The sequence below is a fragment of the Aquimarina rhabdastrellae genome, assembly GCA_947387485.1.
GTDB lineage: Bacteria > Bacteroidota > Bacteroidia > Flavobacteriales > Flavobacteriaceae > Aquimarina.
Genome location: CANDNT010000001.1, coordinates 1,104,503 through 1,124,293 on the forward strand (window position 1 = coordinate 1,104,503; position 19,791 = coordinate 1,124,293).

Genomic DNA, 19,791 nt, shown 5'->3' on the forward strand with positions numbered 1-19,791 from the left:
CTAAATTTATTATTCAGAAGCTAAACTTAAGACAAACTCGCTAACGCTCAAACAGTCCAAAGTTTTTTACGCTTCTCTCATTGCAAATTTCACACTATATTTTCGATAGGCCGAATAAAAAATCGCCCTATTATTATTTTTTTTTAAATCTTAATTTTAAGCAATCATTCTGAATATTAAGAAATAACTTCTCCATATAGATCAAAGTCTGCTGCTTCGATCACTTTTATAGTGATATATTCTCCTGTTTTTAAATAATATTTTGATGCATCTATTAGTACTTCATTGTCCACATCTGGTGAATCAAATTCTGTACGTCCTACAAAATATTCTCCTTCTTTTCTATCGATAACAACTTTGTATTCTTTACCTATCTTTTCTTGATTCAGCTCCCATGAGATTTGTGATTGTATTTCCATAATCTCATTAGCACGTTGTATTTTCACCTCTTCTGGTACATCGTCTTCTAATGTATAGGCATGGGTATTTTCTTCGTGAGAATAGGTAAAACATCCTAAACGTTCAAAACGCATTTCTTCTACCCATTGTTTTAAAGTTTGGAAATCTTCTTCTGTTTCTCCAGGATACCCAACAATTAGAGTCGTACGAATAGCCATTTCTGGTACAGCGGCTCTAAACTCTTTTAGTAATTTAGTCGTCTTGGCTTTGGTAGTTCCTCGACGCATTGATTTAAGGATAGGATCTGCTATATGCTGTAATGGTATATCTATATAGTTACAGATTTTAGGTTCTTCTCGCATCACTTCTAACACTTCCATAGGGAATCCAGAAGGGAAAGCATAATGCAAACGAATCCACTCAATTCCGTCTACTTTTACTAATGCTCTTAATAAATCTGCAAGTTTGCGTTCTTTGTATAAATCTAGTCCGTAATATGTTAAATCCTGAGCAATTAAAATCAATTCTTTTACCCCATCTGCAGCTAGCTTTTCCGCCTCTGTCACTAGGTCTTCTATAGGTGTTGATTTATGTTTACCACGCATTAACGGAATCGCACAAAAAGAACATGGTCGATCACACCCTTCGGCTATTTTTAAATACGCATAGTTTTTTGGTGTTGTTGTTAAACGCTCCCCTATTAATTCATGTTTATAATCAGCACCTAAGGCTTTTAATAAACTAGGTAACTCTGTAGTACCAAAATATTGATTTACGTCAGGAATTTCTTTTTCCAGATCTGGTTTATAACGCTCTGAAAGGCATCCCATAACAAATACCTTATCGACTTCACCTTCTTCTTTACGCTTAACATATTCTAGAATCGTATTTACAGATTCTTCTTTTGCATTAGCAATAAACCCACAAGTATTAATCACCACAATATTTCCTTCTTCTTCGTGAACTACTTCTTTATTGTTGGCTTTTAATTGCCCCATCAAGACTTCGCTATCGTAAACATTTTTGCTACAACCTAAAGTCACTACATTGATCTTGTTCTTCTTGAGTGTTTTTGTACGCATTTTTGCTTTATTTTATAGAGGGCAAAAATACTGCTTTTATTGGGTTAAAAAATAGGTTTTGCTTTTTATTCTTGAAAAGTCGCTATTTTGAAGCTTTTATTAATTGTGTATTCTTAAATATTTATTAATCAAAAGAAGCTAACCACTGTCTATGTTCCAAATGATTTAATAGTACTACTTTAAAATAGCTATGTTTTTCATCTATAATTAATTCTAATAAATCATATAAATTTGAAAGACCTATAATATTCCCTTCGATTCCGCCCAGAAAAAGTCTCATATTCGTTCCTAGAATTTCTTTTTCAACGAAACTATCAAAATTTTGATTTTCTAAATTTGTAGGATGTATCATTGGAGAATTCTTGTTTTCAGAAATCAATTTTTCTAAAGCCAACTTTACTTTTCTTTGTATTTCTTCAAATTGAGTATTCTTTATAATTACTTCTTTTAATCCTAAATCATTAATTCCAAGTAATTCTAAAAACATTTTTCCTTTTTCTGAATTACCCCTTCCATAGATTTTTAATATATTCTCTTTTGAATAAATAAAAATATTTTTCATCATTATTTAGGTTTTAAGAATACACTAGTTTTCTTTTTTATTTCATATTTTTTATATCCTTCGTGAGAAGAGGCATTCACGTAATACTCTAACTTTATTTTAATCATTCTTTGCCGAGTGGAGATCGGATTAATTCACAATATAAAAAACTATCTTCATGATTTGATAGAAATGGTATTTCGCTAATGTCATTATAAAATAATTCTATTTTTATATCATGAAATTTATTAATATTTGTAATAGATAACTCTATAATTGGAATAAAACTCCTTTTGAGGTCATTTATAATCAAAAAATCCCCTTTTATAGAATCTTTGTTTTGAGTGTTGAAAGATGAAATAAATTTACCATTTACATAACCCTAAAATTTAGAATCATCAAGAAAGTTTATTGTTACATTCTTATCACTCCATTTTCCTAAAATTTCATTCTTTTGCAATTCTTTACTACAATTAATAAATAAACTCAAGCAAATAATCAATGATAAATTAAAACCTAATTGCTTCATTCCAGTTAAAATTTTGATAAATAGTTAGACTGGGGATTACAAACGCAATAAACAAAAGGTGCACTTTATAAAAATGTGTCAGTTTTTATTTCTTATTTTTTATATCCGCTAGAGGGGGATTATAGAACTTATAATTTCCAAAACTTAATAAATAAATTTTCGGGTATATATTTTTTTGGATCAGTAGATAGTCCTACTTCATTTGGTATTTTTACTTCCATAAATAGGTAATTTAAATGATTCTCATTTTTTAAATAGACATTTAAATAATACTCTCCAACTAATGGAGCTTCTTCCCAAGCTTGAAAAGAATGATATCCGTACATTACTTTATCTTCATGCAAAAATTCATACTTAATATGTCTACCAGCATAACTTCCTGGATTAATCTCTAAAATTTTTGCAATAGTAAAAACACCTTCATTTTTTAGTTTGTTTACTGTTCTTATTTTAAAAACCAGTATAACAAAAAGGTAAACTATTATTAAAGAAATATAAATTTTATAATTCCTCTGACTTTTGAAAAACGTCTTAATCTTATTCATTTTTTATAATCATGCTATTTTTGATAAAAAACATACTAAACTCATCATATTATTCATGATCATAAACATTTTCAAATATTAATAGGTAAATCAAGATATAATTTATAAATACTTGAAATTCATCTTTTATAAATATTTTATACTCTTTTTTAAAAACGAAAAATGACTTTTTAACATATCCTATAAACTTATCTTCAATAAATATTTTTATATATGGATTAAAAAAAATAATCTTATTATACTTAAAATTAATTTTATTCTCTTTTTCTATATCAATAAAACCTTTGAAAGATAGCCCTTTTCTTTTTTCAAATTGACTTGTATTCAAATTACATCCATCACTATCACTAGTAAATTTTATAGAATTTGTTTTATCATCGGTTGTTATCATTAAAAAATCATCTCTATCATATACTCTTATTCTTCTTTTGTCAAAACTTATTAAATTAGATATTGAATAAAATAACAATTCACCTTCTTCATTAATAGCAGAAATTTTTTCATTAAATGTTCCTGTAATTTTAAAATTCATGTTATATATTATTATTTAAATCCAAAAGTGGTATTGCATGTATACGCTTTACAAAATGAAACTACTTTATATTGTTTTTAATAGTGTTCTTTTAATTCTATATTTAGTTTTAGATATCCCTCTATCAACTTTATTAATTCATCATTTTTATAATACTTTCTTTTATATCTAACAATAGGTCCATCAGTTTCTGAAAAGATTATATAGAAATAGTTTTTGTGACTCTTGGAATAAACTACTTCAATGTAACCCCTGTTATTTCTGACCTTTGCATTAATACTTCTATTAGAATACTTCAGCAGGTTATAAATAGTGTTTAAACTTCTTTTATCTTTTAAAGTAATAGTATTTATACTTTTGAAAGCTTTATTTGTTTTATTTATCAATGTTATTTCTTTACCACTATCGTTATCACTGTTTTCATCAATTGAATTACAGGAAATAATACAGGTAAACACTATTAAAACAAAAAACCTCATTGAACATTTAATTTTAGCATCTCCTATAAAACAACCAATTGACACACATTATAATACTTAAAAAACATTTTTAATAATCACTCCTTTCTAAAATAATAGTTTTTATATTTTGTGTTTAACAACCCCTATATCTTCGCCATAATCAAAGCGTATTTCTTCTAAAAACTCTCCAATTTCTTTATATTCTTCATCAGAAATAGTAGTTCTATTACAATTGTTTTTTTCTAAATATTCTAAAAACTCTAACGGCCATTTTAATCCATAATTAATAGTATAATAATCCAAATCAGCACTCCAAAGCCATTTTCCATCAGTATTCAATGTCCAATAATGTGGAACTCTTTCATCTGTAAATAGAGATCTATTTCTATCTAAGAAAAAACAAAAATTTTCAGATTCAGAAAGATGTTTTATTAATCTTTCATTCTTAAATCCAATATTATTTTTAATGTAAGAATCAGAAATTAAATACATATTCTTTTCTGTTATGTTAAAAATTATTCGTCCTCTTATTTCTTTTGTATTCATGTTTATATAGTATCTAATTCTTTGATATAGATATTTTACATCTCTCTTATCATTGTTTTCTCTTTCGATTTACATTAACATCAAGAAGTAAACTTAATACTGCAATTTTTATTAATCGTGAAACATAACTAATAACCTTTTTCTTAATCTATTAATCAAAGAAAATTATCATTATTAAAATTATGCAACATACAAAAGCTATCCCTACATTATAATTAGCCGTATCATGACTAAAAGCATCTCTACTTTTAAAATCAAAAGTTTTCCATATATCTGTAAATGACAATTTTCTTTGTTTTATAATTCTCAAATAACTATATCTTATAATCGCTCCTACAAACTCTAAAAGTATCATATACTGCTATTAACTATTTATCTAAAATTTAATTCAATACTATAAACAAATAATATTACGGATGATAATATATATATCATCATCCATAACCCCATATATTCGGGATACATCTTTTGATTTTTTAACAAATATTCTGTTTTTCTCTTATAATTATAATGATTACTAATGAATAAGATTATACAGATAATAAAATATCCCCAAAAAAAATATGATGGAATATTTATACTCAATATTGTTAATATTAAATTAATTATAGTTGCTATATTATTAAACTGACAAAATGAAATAATAATTACAGGCATTATCATAGGCTCATATTCATTTATACTCAATTGCCTATAATACAAACACAGGTACATGTTTTCATAGAAAGCTTGTATGTATTTCATTTTATTTATTCTCTTAATGCGTTTACTTTCTTTTATTGCTTTGTGTTCTCTAAATCACATAAACACACAATCTTCAACACTTTTAGTTTTCAACACAATATTCTTATTAGGGTTATATTAGTTCTTCAGTTTTTATATTTAAAAACATATATTTTCGTTAATATTAATGTTATACTCCTTCATCAAAAGAAGAAAGTTATTTTGTAAGTCCCCCAGAATTAGCTACGAAGAAAGTGTTTCAAATTTGGTATAATTATTTTTAGCAAAGCTAGCTTTGTTAAAACGTTCTACAAGACTATTCTGCATGGGCTTACCAGGTTGGATATATCTAATATTAATCTCATTAGCTTTAGCCCAATCAATAAAGATTAAAGAAGTAAATTCTGGACCATTATCTACACGTATTTCTTCTGGTTTCCCTCTGTAATCAATGAGTTTATTCAACTCTCTGATAAGTCTGTGAGCGTTTATTGATATGGCTATAGTAATCCACAAAGCTTCTCTATTAAAATCATCAATAATATTAAGTGTTCTAAACCTTCTTCCATCTATTAAACTATCTGACATAAAATCCATACTCCAAACAATATTTTGAGTAATAGGGAGTGTCAAAGGAGCTTTTACTCTAGCTGGAAGGCGTTTTTTAGGTCTACGTTTTATATTAAGTCCCATCAATTTATATATTCTATAAATACGTTTATGATTCCAAGTATAACCTCTTAAACGAAGTGTTCTGTATAGCTTTTTGAAACCATAGGTAGGATATTTACTCACCAACTGATCTAACAATACAATGATTTGTGAATCGTCTTTTCTCTTAGCTTTATAATAATAAACAGATGTACTTATGTTTAAAAGCTTACAAGAAACACGAATACTTAAATTATGTTCTTTGATCAAATATTTTGCTTGATCTCGTTTCTCAGTTGGTTTTAAAGCTTTTTTTCTATTAAATCTTTTAGTGCGTAATTTTGATGTGCTAATTCAGCATACATTTGTTTATATCGACTTAACTCAGCTTCCATCTCCCGCATCTTCTTAAGTTGAGAAATCTCTAATCCTCCATATTTTCGCCTCCAATTATAAAATGTTTGAAGACTAATGCTTTCTGCTTTGCATATCTCTTTTACTGAAACGCCTGACTCGTGGCGTTTTAAAAAACTAATAATCTGTGACTCTGTAAATCTGCTCTTTTTCATACGAATAAAGTTATGGCTATTTTTCTATTTTTATCCGTAGCTATTTTTTAGGGAGACTTATAATCAATCAACTATCATTATTACTTTTTTCATTTAAAAAATCAATAAAACTTTCTAATTTAGAAGAACTAACTATAAAATCTAATTGAGGTAAAAAAATATAAGTCTTTTTATTTTTACAACATACCTTGATGTTATTACTTTTTTTCATTTTTCTAAATTCTTCTATTTCACTCCATAATACTTTTTCCTCTTTTCTTTTTTCTTTTATTATAAGTCCTTCATCACATATATATACTTGTTTAAGAAATATCAAATGTTTCATATTACATATAGCAAGAACAAAAAATATTAATATAATCGGAATGAAAAGATATACTTTATTAGAAATCAATACATACAAAAAAACTATTTGAACCATTATAAAGGCATATGGTAAAAAATATTTAGCTAAAAATGTAAAATCATTACTTATTTTTTTCTTACTCATTATATATTCATTCTTCTATATTAGCTACAAACATAGCACATCTCTCAATTCTAAAAATAACTTTATAGATGTATTACAAATTCTATCATAGAGAAACTTACGTACTACTCTTATTTTTAATTATTTCTCTTGTTTGGAAATACTCCTATTCTAAAGCCAACACTTTCACCAAACTGATTTGTCTCACCTATTAAATGAAGTTCATCTATAATACATTCATCTAATATACTATCAAAAGCACCACCTAAAGCAGGATATACATTATACTTATTATTTTTATAATCATATTTTGTATAATTTTCTTCATGACACCATTCTTCTATATTACCATATAGATCGTATAAGCCAAATTTATTAGGCTTCTTTTTACCTACCTCTTGTAATTTATTATTACTATTAGCACTATACCAAGCATATTCTGATAATTTCTTATCATCAATTCCAAAAGACCATTTCTGTTTCGAATCTCCCATACACGCATATGTCCATTCTTGAACTTGAGGTATATCCACATAATAATCTTCATTAATTTTCCCTTCTAGGCGAAGTTTCTTTTCTAAACGATTACAATACTCTATTATCTCATCAAAATGATAGAAACCTATAGCAGGATGCTTTTTTTCTAGTCTTTGCCAATAATTTAACTCATTCATTCCCAATAAATACCAATCAGCTACAGTAACTGGTGTTTTATTGATAAAAAAACTTTTTTCGTTGTCATTAATTTCTATTAGATCAATCATTTATTAACTATATTATAAGAGAAGTATGTAGTTGGTAATTACTACGGAGATATTTGCATTAAAGAAATTCTATTTTTCTTTATTTTACTCTTTTAAATAACAATGTTCCGCGTTGATATTTTATCAATTACGTTGTTATATTTTTTAAGAACATCTTCGTGAATTTCTTCTATGCTTTTATGGTACCATCAACTTCAAGTTTTTCTGATGGTGTTGTTATACCTATACCTATTTTATCACCTGTATCTGTTAGTTGTGCAAATACTCCATAACTCATACAAAATATGATTATACTTATTGCTCTTTTCATGTTTTTGATTTAATGAATTTATTCTCTTATAAAGATACTTATTTTAAACCTTTATTAGCTACGCAATATTTTAAAGAATCATCTAGTATTTAAAAATAAACAGGACGAATAAATATATCTCCTCAATCTACTACAGTAATAGTTATAAATGTTGGTACTGTGCTATCTATGACTTTATAACACTGAGACATATTTAAATATAACTACTCTAGTGCATTTTTGCAAAGCATATTTATTTGTATACAACTGTTCTTTATGTACATTACAAATGCACAAATAAAAGGCACACTTTACAAAAGTGTACCAGTTATTATTTCTTATTTTTTATATCCCGCTCGAGGGGAGTTCTTTGATAAAAATATGGCTTTGCTTTAAACTATAAAACCTACATCGTCTATTTCTAAAATAGTAGTATCATCTTGGTAGTTTCTTGCACTTGAATATTTCCAATCTTCTGGGTTAATAACAAAACCGCTCAATACTGGATTGTTATGGGTATAATCTATTTTCTGTTTAATCACTTTTTCACTCCATAACTCGATAGGCATATTGTGTTGTTGCCAAAATTGGTGTTTACTTGTTGTTGCATTTTTCTTTCATGCTTTCGCAAACATCCATAATAACCACTCTTTTCTACTTTCTTGTGGGTTAGTTTCTATCGCTTCTATAACTTTTCTGGAAGTATAACGCTTAAAATCTCTTAATAATTCCGCTGGTTGCTCATTTGTAGAACGAAATACAAAATGTACATGGCTTGGCATAAAACAATAGGCATACAACTCCATTCCTTTTTCTGCTCTGCAATAACTTACACTATTTGCTAATACATCTAAATACACTTGTCTAGTAAATACATCTAGCCAATAAATTGTAGCAAAACTCACAAAATATAAACCTAACTTATTATGAAATTTGTATTTTCTACTCATACTTAAAAATACAAAAAGCTACTCTAATTTCTTAGCATAGCTTTATATTCTATTTGCTTACTACTCATAAACGCCACTAGCTACAAGCTAGCGGCATATTTAAATATAACTAATCTAGTATATTTTTGCAAAGCATATTCTTAAATACAAAAAAAAGCTACACAGTATCTCTACTATATAGCTTCTCTTTTTATTTCTTATTTCTTTACTGTGACGGCACTAGTTACAAACTAGCGCTAGCAAGGGCCTTTTGTTTCTTATTTTTATATTCCGATCGAGGGAAACTTGTTTTCACATCCAATTGTTTCAAAACTCCCATTATTTTCTCGAAATTTTCGCTAAAGTTGTGCATATAAATCAAACCCTAAACACCTCAATCCACTACTAACCAGAAATTTACACAGCTTTACTTAAATCCACTACGGATTAAAATATACGTATTTTAAAACCCTAAAAAACGTATATTTTTAGTAACTCTCCAGTCAACCAACTCTCGATAATCAGCAACTATTTGTGTAATGTATTCATTTTCATTAAAAATTAGTTTTGCAAAATACGTATTTGCAGCTATTCCTCCATAAAGATATATAAATATATATTTACCATCTTTTGAAGAAAATATTTCTACAGGTTTATAAAACAAAAATGATTCACATTGATTTACATCAAAAAAATTATTAAAAGCTTCTCTTGGTATAAAAACTTTTCTATTATTGATTATCAAATCAATATTGTCAATCTCTAAACTAGGTATTCTATAGTAAGCTCCAAATCCAATTTCACCATCAAAATAGTTTAAGTTATTTCTTAATTCAATTTTATGTTTTTTGGAATCAAACTTTTTGTACTTAATATTAACTTTAATTTCTGTACCATTTTTTAATTTACCATTAAAAGAAGTATATAAAGAATCTCTGCATTCAATATTTACTATCTTCTTCAACAAGTTCCTATTAGTTATATATTTTTCCTTAATTCTGTTTTTTTTTAAGTAATTGATTGCATAATCTACAGATCTTTCATTTACATTATATTTTTCTCCAGTTCTATCATCTGTATAAAACTGTTCTTTCTTAATAGATTTAATATGTTCTTCAAAATCAATTTGGGAATATGCATCACAAACAATAATTAAAAAAATCACATAAATATAGTTTTTCATTAAAATTTCATTTTTATTAATTTGTTACACCATGAGAAATCAGATCTCCAGTAATAACTTTATATTTATTTGTAACTATCCCTTGTGGAGATGGTGCCATTATAGGATCAACAGGAAATCTTTGGTTAGTTATAAAGAAAAAACCTTGTTGATTTGTTTTATCAAACAAATCTCTTATTTGCTGTAAGGCATTAACTGTATCCATAAACGATGGCTCATATAAGTTTCCGAATTCATAATTAGGTGAATTACAAACTGCTTTACATCCAATATTGTAAGAAGGATTACCTGGATGAATAAAAACTCCTGCATTATTTAGCCGTATAGTATTTTCCCAATTATTTTGACCTCTATGAGCCGTCATTTGATCAAATCTTATTGGGTAAACACCTTTACTTTCTAATGCATTATCACCTGTACCAGGCCCTCTTTCATAATCATGATTCGCATACATATAAAGTACTAATTTTTGTTTTAAACTTTTTCCATTTTTAATAATTTCAAAATTAAGTTGATATTGATCTATTCCATATGAATCCGTTCCTATTATTCTAGATCTATAAACATTTAATGTATCTCTTCCTTTTATATCAATATATTTCAAAGGATTATTATACATTCCAATATAAGGAGAATCACCTTTTCCTGCTGGATCTGGGGAAAGCCATCTCACTATACGACTATCCCATATACGTTCCTCAAACGCTTCTTTACCTGTTTCATAATCCTTTTCTTGTCCTTGATATGTATATCGATATCCTCCATCTATGTTTTTATTAGGCATAGTCATTCCAAAAGGATAATAATCTGTCGCTGAGAGTGACATCTCTTGTCCAGAGTTAGTACGCCCTATCACCGCTCTTACGTTTCCTAAATGATCTTTAAGTTCATAGTACCTTCTATCTCCTTTAAAAACACCTAAACGGCTACTACCATATATAGTTCTTTCTATTAATAAACCATCTCTGTAAATCGCTATAGTATTACCCGCAGCATCCCTAATATAATATTCTGTAGATACCGATCCTGGAACCAAATAGGAGTCTTTACGGACACGATGTCCTCTATCATTATAAAAGAACTTGACTAAAGATACATTATTTTTCTTTATCTCGGTTACTAACCCACTTGCATTATAGCTATATTCTATGCCTTCTTCATTATTTTTAACCAGTTGACCGATATCATTATATACATAATTTTTACCGTCTTGATCTTTGATATCTGCAGCATTGGTATCTCCTATTACTCCATCATCAACTCGTAATAATTGATTTTGTTTATCAGTTTTGTATACATAGGATAATTGATCCATTGCATTATTTCCATTTTCTGTATGTTTATTACGATTTAAACTTTGTATATTACCATTGGCATCATATGTAATTCCATATACATTATAGTCTCCATTTGTATCTATATCTTCTCCTTTAACGATATTCGCTCTAAAGGTTAGTTTTTCGCTAGCTTTTGCATAAAACCCAGGTTTTAATGCAATTGACCTAGAGGCTTGTATATGTTGAGTATTTTCTATAGGAGTGGATAAAATTGTATCTTGCACAAATCCTTGAACATTACTGATCACTCTATTAAAACTTGCCCCAGTTAGCCATTTATTTTTATTATAGCTGTAATAATAAGTGTCTTCGGATTCATTTGTTCCTAACATTTGAGCATTCCAGCTCATTGCTTTGATATTACCATTATATTGATCTATACCTCCATGGAGATGTCGGATATCTTTAGGCGTATTTGTTCTTCTATAATCCTGATTATAGTACTGTAAACTCATACCGAATACATCCTGCAAATCACCTCCTGGATCCACTCCTGCATGTAGATCTGGATGGTTGATACTCTTTAATGCCCCATTAATATTATATATATAATCCATACCTTGCAATCCATCACCTAGTTCCATTCTTTTTAAAGCACCTGTTTCATAATACTCATAATTAGCATCTTCAACAAAATGAACATCATTAGTAGAAGTTTCTACTTTTACCAAACTATAATCTGCCGAATCATAGGTATATCGATGTACAAATTGTTCCTTACTAGCTCCTTTCTGGTAATATACCTTTGCAACTTGATTTGTGATAGGGTCATATTTATAATCTATTGTCTTTACCCCTTCTAATCCGTTAATTTTTTGTACTATCCATTTTACACGTCCATAGATATCGTAACTATACCAAGTTGTTGTAGTTTCTGGATTGGTTGTATAGGTTTTTGATACATTACCAGATACAAAACTTTGTCGTTCATAATTAACAGATCTCGAATCTCCATTAAAAGCTGCCTCTAAACCAGTATTGTCTGCAATATCGTATACAGTGAAATTTTGTTCTTTTTTGCTTAACCCCAACATCGAAGGCTCTGATCCATCTGGATCTAATGAGTAAAAAATATTACCTAATATATGATTTGAATGAAAAACTCCACTCTCAATAGGTCTACCATAATCATCATAATTTGTATACGAAAACTCAGAACTAAATGTAGGAATTGGCTCTGTACTTATTGATATTTCAACTTGTTTACTGTTTTGAGAATAACGTATTTGCCCATCTTTACGGTATTTAAATTGAGCTGCCCCTTCATCTACACTATTGGTTTCTATCAATTCGCCTAAAGCATTATAACGATACGTAGTTTCCATTTTTCCTTGTGGTTGCTTACTACTTACTAATCTTCCTGATTTATTATATTCATTTAGACTATAATCATAATAATTCTCACAATGTTGTATTCCAAACTCTCCGGGAAGATATACTGGCGATGAAATATATCTTGTGGTTCCTAAAAAACTTGTTGATATACCATACCTACTTTCTATTCTATAAAAACCAGGTTTTAAAATGTATGCTGATCGCGCTTTTGTGTTATCTATAACCTCTTCGGTTATTAAATCATATATTCTATAAAAATATCCAAGAGGGATTTCTTCTAGAGTAATTTCTAGATCTTTATTTTCGCTATTAACATTCTCTGTAAGTACATTAATATCCTCACCTTCAATAGTAACCTGATCTATTAAATTATTTTTTACTCCTTCTAATTTACTTTCTATTGCTGTAGATTTAATATCTATAGCTTTTTCATATAATCTAATATTATCACATCCTCCTACTGGTATATGTACATCTACCCATGCTTGACTTTCTATACGTACAATGTTAATCCTACTTTCTAAACTTGCATTTTCTTCATTTCCACTTCGAGCAGCTGCTATAACATTTCCATCTGAATCTCTAAAAACTACTGTTTCTATATTATCTACATCTCGTGTAACCGTTTTTACAACCTTTTGATTATTGTATTTATTATCTCCAAAAGCTACTGCACTAGAAAGTTCTTGCCCGATAGGCATCGTAAAACTATATACCTGTCTCCATTTTCCATTCTGTTTATTACCTCCTACAGTTTTTAAAACTTCCCCAGGGTTTAATGTACTATATATATCACGACTATAAGGACGATCTGTAACATCTTGATAAGGCTCACGTGTATTAGATTCGCTATAATACCATCCTAAGGTATTAAACTGATTACCTATGAGAGATGGATTTTCTAAATCTCCCTCTTCATAATCTCCTATAGTTAATCTCAATCCATTTTGCTTTCTTGTAAAGCTAGTTTGATAATTAAAACTAGCTAACCTTCCTATTGGAGCTCCTAAAGTCTGTAACACCGGGCGTCCTTGTTTATCATAAAAGGTTTCTGACGCCCACATTTCATCCAGTTTCTTATCATATGTTATTGTTTGTAATCCTTTTCCTAATTTATCAGAAAAAGAAACATTTGCTCCAATCAAATTACCATTAACATCATAACTATTGGTTAATACCCAGTTTTTATCTGTTGTAGTTACATTAATTTGAGCTATTACCGCATATTGTAATAGTATCATTGTAATACTTAATATATACTTCAAATAACGATGTAAGTTACTTATATTCATAACACTATTCTTATTGATTGATATTCTTATTATTCATAGTTTTCATACTTCTCCACACATTAATCATTAACATTTCTAGCATGATTATAATCATTTTCTGTAGCAAGTTTTAAACCTCCTGAAATACCTGGTTGATCGATCATTTCTGCATAAGTTTGTTTTAATCTTCCCATTTCATCATAGGTATACTCAGTCGCCAAATTATTAGCTCCTAATATATAGGTTAGCTCATCCCATTGATTATAGACATAACTTGTCATAGTTGATTCAACTGGCAAGAATCTAAAATCGTCATAAATTCCATTATGACTTAAGTTCATAAGTATCACTTCTTGATCAGACATTATTTTATCTGTATAGAAATTAAGTTGTATCCAATTTCCTGCAAAAACAACTTCGCTTGGATTATATTCTATACGATAACCATCTACTACTAATCTTAAGCTTTTATATGTTTCTCCATTTTTTTGCATCCAAACAGATGCTTTATATTTTTTTCCTTTTTTAGGATTTATTATAAAACTTGGATATTTAGCAGGTACGTTTAGTGCATAAACCCCAGTATGTCTATTTGTTGTTAAGGTTGCTCTATCACCTTTTTTAACTTGTCCACTAAATTGATTCCCAGAAATCAAATCTTCTGCACCGCTGTAAAACAATTCATCATATGCCGCATTTCCTACAGCAAAAACTTTGGTATTATTATCTCCCATTTTGGTAGACATTTCATTACCGTTAACATCTATTGTCTCGATGGGCTGTGAATAATGATTATATCTATTGATTGTACTGATATTTCTCCATTTGGTATTTACTTGACTATCTAATCCTACAGTCCAATCAAAATTATCATCATTACCTTGATAATTAATATATATTCCATTACCCTCTGTTTCTCCATTCCAAACATATGTTTTATGTTTTCTCCATATTTTATCTTTTAATATGGTAGGAGAATTTCTTCTTCCATCATCGTTTATATACTCCCATTCATTGTTCCACGTCATTATTCCTGCACTAATAGTTCTCCATACCTCATTTACTTTTACTCTAGATAAATTCAAAGTACCTTGTGTTAACATATTCCTATTATCACTATTATCAACCTTATTACCCATTGCTGTATATTCAGGTATACGATACGCAGGAATCTTTATATGTTCATAATATGTTCCATCACTTGCTATCAATCGGTTTTTAATATTCTCTCCTGTAAATAAATCTTCTTCTTCATAATCTTTAATAAAGGTCATATTTCCTCTTCGTGTGATTGTTCTTTGCATCGTAGATTCTTTCTTCTCTCTACTCGAAATATTTAAAAACGTTTTAGGATTCCCTACACTTTGATATCTATATTTTGCCATCCTAAAAGATTCCTTTATTGTTCCTTGTTCTTCTGCTGCACCTTTATATATATTCTCTGTATGCTCTATTAATTGTCCTTTTGAATTATAATTTTTTACTGAGGCTAAACTTCCTATTAAAGTTGTATTATCGATCAAATTATGCTTTGTAAAATTTAAATCCATTTTATCACGATCAAGAAAACTAATATCTCTATTATTAATATCTACATTTTGTTGTCTTTCGAGTTTCATAAACTCTCCTAATTCAAACCCTTGATCTGTGTAGTTTATATCTTTTAATGTATTAAACTTATACTCAGAAAAATCAATTAGAGCACCTTCTACATCTTTATTTTCTACTCTTACATGTTCATACATTACAGATGGTGTAGGCAATAATGCGGCATAATCAATGCTCTTTGCATATTTTGCTGGTGCATATGATGTTATCCCTGAAGTTTCATGCGTTCTATCTGGATTATTATATGAATAGCTCGTTGTAAATCGAGTATTTATATCTTCCTCTAGAATAACGTCTTTTACTCTTATTCCTCCTCCTTTTGTAGTTCCTGTTACTATTTCTTTATTAGAGAAAAGTGAATATCTCATTCGTGTTCCATTACTAGTTGACCTTGGATCACCACATCCTGATTCATCCAGCTTAGTAAACCATTGATTCGTAATTTTATGGAATAAATTATAAAAGCTCCAATGCTCATTAAAACATGTAGCACCTCTTCTTACATCCGGATTGAGATTATTATCTGGAATATCTATGAGTATATTATCTTGAGAGACACTAATCACATTATATTCTCCTGAAACATCACCAATCCTATGTCCTTTATCTCCGGGAGGATGCCTCCAATACATTGCATCTACCTTTGCTTGTTCTCCAACGGTAAAAAACTTTGTAAAATTTATTTTATCTTCTATTGCTACATTATCTGCATTTTTAAATTCAATATATTTCCCATAGGATGAAGCTTCTCTAAAACTAAACTTTAAATCATTAGACATCACTCTAGAGCTAGTTATGACTTCTCCATTGTATTCATCTTCTTCATAATTAATTTTTATCTTCCCTCCAGTAGGAGTTTCTATAGTTTTTAAACTCCATACATCTGGGTTTTCATCATAATACCCCCACTCATCAATTTTATCTTCATCAAAACTTATATGTTCATCATGATATTCAAATTTATAAGGAGGTATCATTGAAGCACCTCGTTTACCATAACTATATACTTTTTTTAAAGTTAAACGTCCTCTAGAAGCTGCTTCAGAATTTGGAGTATTTTTAGCTAGAGGATAACTTTCATCATAATTAAAATCTATTACTCTTTGTGCTTTACTCATTAAATCCGAATATATTGGTTGGATATCACTCTCTTCTAAGACATTATCATAATACTCTCCATACCATTCTCTCTCATAAACATCTTTTCCTACAGTTCCTAAATCTCTTCCCCAAATATCAAAGGTGGTAAACTTTTGACTTGCTTTTATATGACCTACTAAATTTATATTAGGAGCTCCATCGCTAGTCGAGATATCACTATATCCTGAATTATTTTTTACAAGAATAATCTTATCTAACTGTAAAGCTTTTTGTTTATAAACATTAAAGTTATACCCATGTTGAGACTTATACCTATATCCCTGACTAACGGTTGTTTGAATAGACCTCTGAGGAATCCCGTATACTCCAGGGAAATACCAATATCCATCATCACCTAGTATAAAAGATCTACCGTATTGGTTATCCTCGTACCATTTTAAATCATTTGAACGATTAGGAATGCTAATATCTGCCCCAAAACCATCTCTTCTCTCTTTTTTAACAAACAATGCTGTATGGGTTCTTGTCTTCACTTTATCTAAATAATAGATATCTTTTACTCCCCATGAATATGTTTTTACCTGCTCAAACTCTCTCTCTCCTTCGTATGGAGTTCTCCATCCGTACCCATCACTCCATTTACCATACTCAAACTTTACCCAATAGCCATAATCTGCTTCAGACAGTTTATTATCCTTATCTACATCTATATAATCCGGACCTGTAACTCCTGTTAAAAGCCAGTGTGTTGCATATGGTGTAAATTGTTGATTTTCAGAAAAATTATCCTCTATATTTTTATCTATTCTCCCTCTTTTAATTACTTGTTCTCTTTGATATACTGGGATTGTAAAATGATATGTTTTTCCGTCTACTGTAGTTATTTTGTATGCTCCTATCCCTTTTTTAGGAAAAAGATCTGTATTTCTATCTATAAAATCATCTTCAAAAATTAATCGATCATTATCTATGATCTCTTGATTAGTATATGTTTCTATATAATTTCCTCTTTTTATCCTTCCTGTATTTGAATTATAGGTACTAACTCCATTAAGATTATTTTCTTGAATACTACCTATATTTTGATAATCAAAAACAGTTACTGGATTGATGACATTGGTATTCCATCTTCCTGAATCATAATTTAAATATGACGAGTATTCATCTTTAAAGTAAAAATGTATTCTATTTTCATTTGCTCCATCTAAGTTCTTCTTAAAGCCTAAGTTACTTTGCTCAGGATAATGAGTTGAATAATTTACACCTTCAGATCTTGCTGTCGATACCTTATTTAATTTATTATATATATATCCATCATCAAGCAATCTAGGTGTTAATGCCCCAGAAATTCCCTGAGCTGCAATAGAATAATTGTCATATCCTATCAATGCCATATTCCCTCGAGATAATTCTGAATCTAATTTAAATGGATTATACGATTCGTATCCATCATAATCTACTTTACTATCAAATATAGAACTCTCTAAAACCTCATCCATATCTCCTCCATATAGGGATCCTTGATTTATAGTATAATCAGCTTCAAAAAACCATGATTTGGTATATGAATATGATAAATCCACAAAGTAGAAGTTTACTCCTATAGCCTTGGAAACAACATTGATATTGTTTGCTCCATTAATCGACCTTGTTAATGATTGAGAAGCTCCTGCAGCAGAAACACCTATTCCATTTGAACTTAATGAAATCCCCAAGCTTCCTCCTCCTATATTATTAAGAGTACTACCTCCTACTCCTCCGGAAATACTAAATCCTGTTTTACCATTTTGAAAAGATTTAAATACAGAAACTCTACCTCCAATACCAGTCTGATCACTTAATCCTCCTTGAATACCCAATCCTACAGAAACACCATCTGTTCCTAAACTACCACTAATTGAAAATGGAGAATTTTCTCCTCCTAAACCTACAGATACTGTTGCTCCAAAATCAGTTCTGTATCGTTCTTCTCCATTCAAGGTTTTATTTTCTGTATAGCTTACATACAATCCTATTGATCCCCCTGTTTTATTAAAACCAACATTGATTCCTCCTCTATGATTAATAATTTCTCCGCTGGCTGTAAGATCATAGGTTCTCACATCATACCAATCATCTGGTGTCTTATTAATATTTCTATTTAAAGCTCCTGGATTTAAATTCCATCCAAGTCCCACCCATGAGGCTTCTTGATCAACCGCTATTCCAGCATGATAAGATAATGCTAATGGATATCCTCCTTCTGGTGAAGGTACATTTAATATAGGCAATACATATGACATATCTCCTGTTAATAGATTCACCATATCTGTGGCATCTACTGGCTCAAAGGCTGAAGCTTCAGGAGATTTCGGTCCATTACTATTTGCCCATAATTGATTATATGGTATCAATGTCTGGAGAAAATTAAGTGTAAAAAACACCGCTATTACTCGGTGCGAAAATTTTGTCTTGGTCTTCATAATTTTGGCTTATAAAGGATTATTCGTCTTTTGATTGTTTATGCTTTGTACTGGATTGTCACGGTCATTCTAAAATTGTAATTGAGGTTCGTTTGTTATTACCTCAATTGGTATTTTAAATTTCACCTCTCCCGTATACAATCCTAAATCTTCTATGGTGAGATTGATATAGGTATCTTTTTCTATTTTTTCCTCTCGAGGATATACCAATAACATCGTAGTCGCTCCGCTCATTCCATACATCCTAGGATAAATATAATCTGCCATGGCTATGGTATCTTTATGAGAGGTATACATATGTACCTTCTCTTCCATCCCAAAAGCTAATTGATTTACCATTGACCCAAATTGCTGTCTGTTTCCTGCCATTCCTGTCAATAACTCCTGATTACCTCTTGACATGGATAAGTTGAAATACAGATATTCTCCATATTTCTTCCTTAAACTATCTATTTGTTGTTGATT

General features: G+C 29.4%; 14 protein-coding genes and 2 pseudogenes. All 16 read right to left on the reverse strand.

Annotated elements, in window-relative coordinates; all coding sequences use genetic code 11:
• Positions 1-176 precede the first annotated feature (176 nt).
• Positions 177-1,481: a 30S ribosomal protein S12 methylthiotransferase RimO gene (gene rimO, locus ACYEKI_RS04490; protein WP_459209966.1), complete on the reverse strand. Its 1,305-nt coding sequence runs from the start codon at positions 1,479-1,481 to the stop codon at positions 177-179.
• Between the two features lie 124 nt (positions 1,482-1,605).
• A complete protein-coding gene (locus ACYEKI_RS04495; protein ID WP_459209967.1) occupies positions 1,606-2,046 on the reverse strand; it encodes a hypothetical protein in 441 nt (146 codons plus the stop codon).
• 633 nt (positions 2,047-2,679) lie between these two features.
• Positions 2,680-3,096 carry a hypothetical protein gene (locus tag ACYEKI_RS04500; protein ID WP_459209968.1) on the reverse strand — a complete coding sequence of 139 codons (417 nt, stop codon included), beginning with the start codon at positions 3,094-3,096 and terminating at the stop codon, positions 2,680-2,682.
• A 49-nt stretch (positions 3,097-3,145) separates the two neighbouring features.
• Positions 3,146-3,628: a hypothetical protein gene (locus tag ACYEKI_RS04505; RefSeq protein ID WP_459209969.1), complete on the reverse strand. Its 483-nt coding sequence runs from the start codon at positions 3,626-3,628 to the stop codon at positions 3,146-3,148.
• Positions 3,629-3,705: 77 nt separating this feature from the next.
• Positions 3,706-4,107 (reverse strand): hypothetical protein, encoded by a 402-nt coding sequence (locus ACYEKI_RS04510; RefSeq protein WP_459209970.1) that lies wholly within the window; start codon positions 4,105-4,107, stop codon positions 3,706-3,708.
• 102 nt (positions 4,108-4,209) lie between these two features.
• Positions 4,210-4,635, reverse strand: coding sequence for a hypothetical protein (locus tag ACYEKI_RS04515; protein ID WP_459209971.1), 426 nt, complete (start codon positions 4,633-4,635; stop codon positions 4,210-4,212).
• Between the two features lie 966 nt (positions 4,636-5,601).
• Positions 5,602-6,279, reverse strand: a complete 678-nt coding sequence (locus ACYEKI_RS04520; protein ID WP_459209972.1) for an IS3 family transposase — start codon at positions 6,277-6,279, stop codon at positions 5,602-5,604.
• A 32-nt stretch (positions 6,280-6,311) separates the two neighbouring features.
• The gene (tnpA, locus tag ACYEKI_RS04525) at positions 6,312-6,578 is read right to left on the reverse strand and encodes an IS66 family insertion sequence element accessory protein TnpA (RefSeq protein ID WP_459209973.1); all 267 of its coding nucleotides are present in this window, start codon (positions 6,576-6,578) and stop codon (positions 6,312-6,314) included.
• Positions 6,579-6,645: 67 nt separating this feature from the next.
• Positions 6,646-7,068, reverse strand: a complete 423-nt coding sequence (locus tag ACYEKI_RS04530) for a hypothetical protein (protein ID WP_459209974.1) — start codon at positions 7,066-7,068, stop codon at positions 6,646-6,648.
• A 116-nt stretch (positions 7,069-7,184) separates the two neighbouring features.
• Positions 7,185-7,811, reverse strand: coding sequence for a formylglycine-generating enzyme family protein (locus ACYEKI_RS04535; protein ID WP_459209975.1), 627 nt, complete (start codon positions 7,809-7,811; stop codon positions 7,185-7,187).
• Positions 7,812-7,980: 169 nt separating this feature from the next.
• On the reverse strand, positions 7,981-8,121 hold the full coding sequence (locus tag ACYEKI_RS04540; RefSeq protein ID WP_459209976.1) for a hypothetical protein: 141 nt from the start codon (positions 8,119-8,121) through the stop codon (positions 7,981-7,983).
• A 371-nt stretch (positions 8,122-8,492) separates the two neighbouring features.
• Positions 8,493-9,050 (reverse strand): annotated as a pseudogene (locus ACYEKI_RS04545) (REP-associated tyrosine transposase).
• Positions 9,051-9,492: 442 nt separating this feature from the next.
• The gene (locus ACYEKI_RS04550; protein WP_459209977.1) at positions 9,493-10,212 is read right to left on the reverse strand and encodes a hypothetical protein; all 720 of its coding nucleotides are present in this window, start codon (positions 10,210-10,212) and stop codon (positions 9,493-9,495) included.
• A 16-nt stretch (positions 10,213-10,228) separates the two neighbouring features.
• Positions 10,229-14,176, reverse strand: coding sequence for an RHS repeat domain-containing protein (locus tag ACYEKI_RS04555; protein ID WP_459209978.1), 3,948 nt, complete (start codon positions 14,174-14,176; stop codon positions 10,229-10,231).
• Between the two features lie 59 nt (positions 14,177-14,235).
• Complete coding sequence (locus ACYEKI_RS04560) at positions 14,236-19,326, reverse strand: hypothetical protein (protein WP_459209979.1); 5,091 nt, start codon at positions 19,324-19,326, stop codon at positions 14,236-14,238.
• A gap of 69 nt (positions 19,327-19,395) precedes the next feature.
• Positions 19,396-19,791: pseudogene (locus ACYEKI_RS04565) on the reverse strand (hypothetical protein); the annotation flags it as partial.